Raw genomic sequence first — 1,312 nt, 5'->3', positions numbered from 1 at the left:
CAAATGGATCGTTCTGGGTGGCTGCGTGCTCATCAGCCTCAGCCTAATCTTAGCCCCTCTCTGGCTCCGTAAAATGGAGAAGGACTAAATCGTGATGCAAAAACAAAAACAGCGCTCGCAGACCAAGCAACCGGAGCTGGCAGCCGGGGTTCGGGCGATTGCGACTCTCGATTTACTGCTCGGGGTGCCACTGGCACTGTGGATTATGTGGGCGTTTCTGAAAGAGCCGATCCCACGAGATTCGGCGGGCGTGGTCTTTGGAGTAGCGTTCTTTACCTTTGTGCTGGCACTCAATGGCGCGGGGGCTTGTCTGCTACTTCGGCATCGGGCACTAGCACGGGTATTTCAGTGGCTACTGGCGATCTTTGCGCTTTTCTACACCACACTTATGGTGCTGATGAATCTCAAGAATCACTTTGTCGATGTCCCGTTACCCCTAGTTATCGGGATCGGCCTTGTCACCTTGACTCTGATAACTCTGGCTCTAGTGCTACAGAAGTTTGGGGAGGATTAGCAGGCAAGGCCGTCGAAGGGGAAGGCATGGAATTTAATCGTATTCAAGGGGCCAACAACCGGATCGTGCTGGGTTTGATTGGCTGTGGTGGCATGGGCGCGGCCAATATGCGCAACTTAATGGGAAAAGACGGCGTCGAGGTCGCGGCTCTCTGCGATGTGGACACGGGGCGCATGGGCGGCGATATTGCCGAGGTAGAGAAGAAGTACGGGCGCAAGCCGGAGATTTTTCGTGACTACCGCAAGATGTTGGAGCGCAAGGACATTGACGCCATTATCGTGGGGACGCCCGATCACTGGCACGCGCTGAACCTGATCCACACGGTCGAGTCCGGCAAAGATGCCTACTGCGAGAAGCCGATCTCACACAACTTAGTGGAGGCGCGGACGATGGCAAAGGCGGTGGCCTACCACAAGAAGATTGTCCAAGTGGGAACCTGGCAGCGCAGCGGCAAAGAGTTCACTGACGCGATTGCATTTGTGCGAAGTAACAAGCTAGGCAGCAAGATCGTCCTGGTGCGGGCGTGGCGAACCGATGGCTCCCAAGTGGGCAACGGCAAGCCCTCAACCCCGCCCGCCTCTCTTGACTACGACATGTGGATCGGCCCGGCAGCCATGGTGCCCTACGCGCCCAACCATGTCCATGGCAACTGGCGCTGGTTTCTCAACACCGGCACGGGCATGACCGGCGACTGGGGGGTGCACATGCTCGATATCGCGCTGCTGGGAATGAGCGCCACCAACCAGGACCTCGTGATGCCCGTCTCGGTGAGCGCGTACGGCGGCAAGCTGGCCTACC

Annotated in this window: 2 protein-coding genes; both read left to right on the top strand. The window is 57.7% G+C overall.

The window, feature by feature from the left end:
- Positions 1-94 precede the first annotated feature (94 nt).
- A complete protein-coding gene (locus RMO15_RS26090) occupies positions 95-514 on the top strand; it encodes a hypothetical protein (protein ID WP_309719683.1) in 420 nt (139 codons plus the stop codon).
- A 26-nt stretch (positions 515-540) separates the two neighbouring features.
- A partial coding sequence (locus tag RMO15_RS26085) for a Gfo/Idh/MocA family oxidoreductase (protein ID WP_309719679.1) occupies positions 541-1,312 on the top strand: 772 nt, incomplete at its 3' end.

It is taken from the genome of Armatimonas sp. (assembly GCF_031410135.1).
Lineage (GTDB): Bacteria > Armatimonadota > Armatimonadia > Armatimonadales > Armatimonadaceae > Armatimonas.
This window is presented reverse-complemented; position numbering and strand designations above follow the sequence as displayed.

Bases quoted from the DNA above. Each gene is read 5' to 3' on its own strand.
- RMO15_RS26090 (WP_309719683.1), top strand. From the start codon at position 95: ATGCAAAAACAAAAACAGCGCTCGCAGACCAAGCAACCGGAGCTGGCA.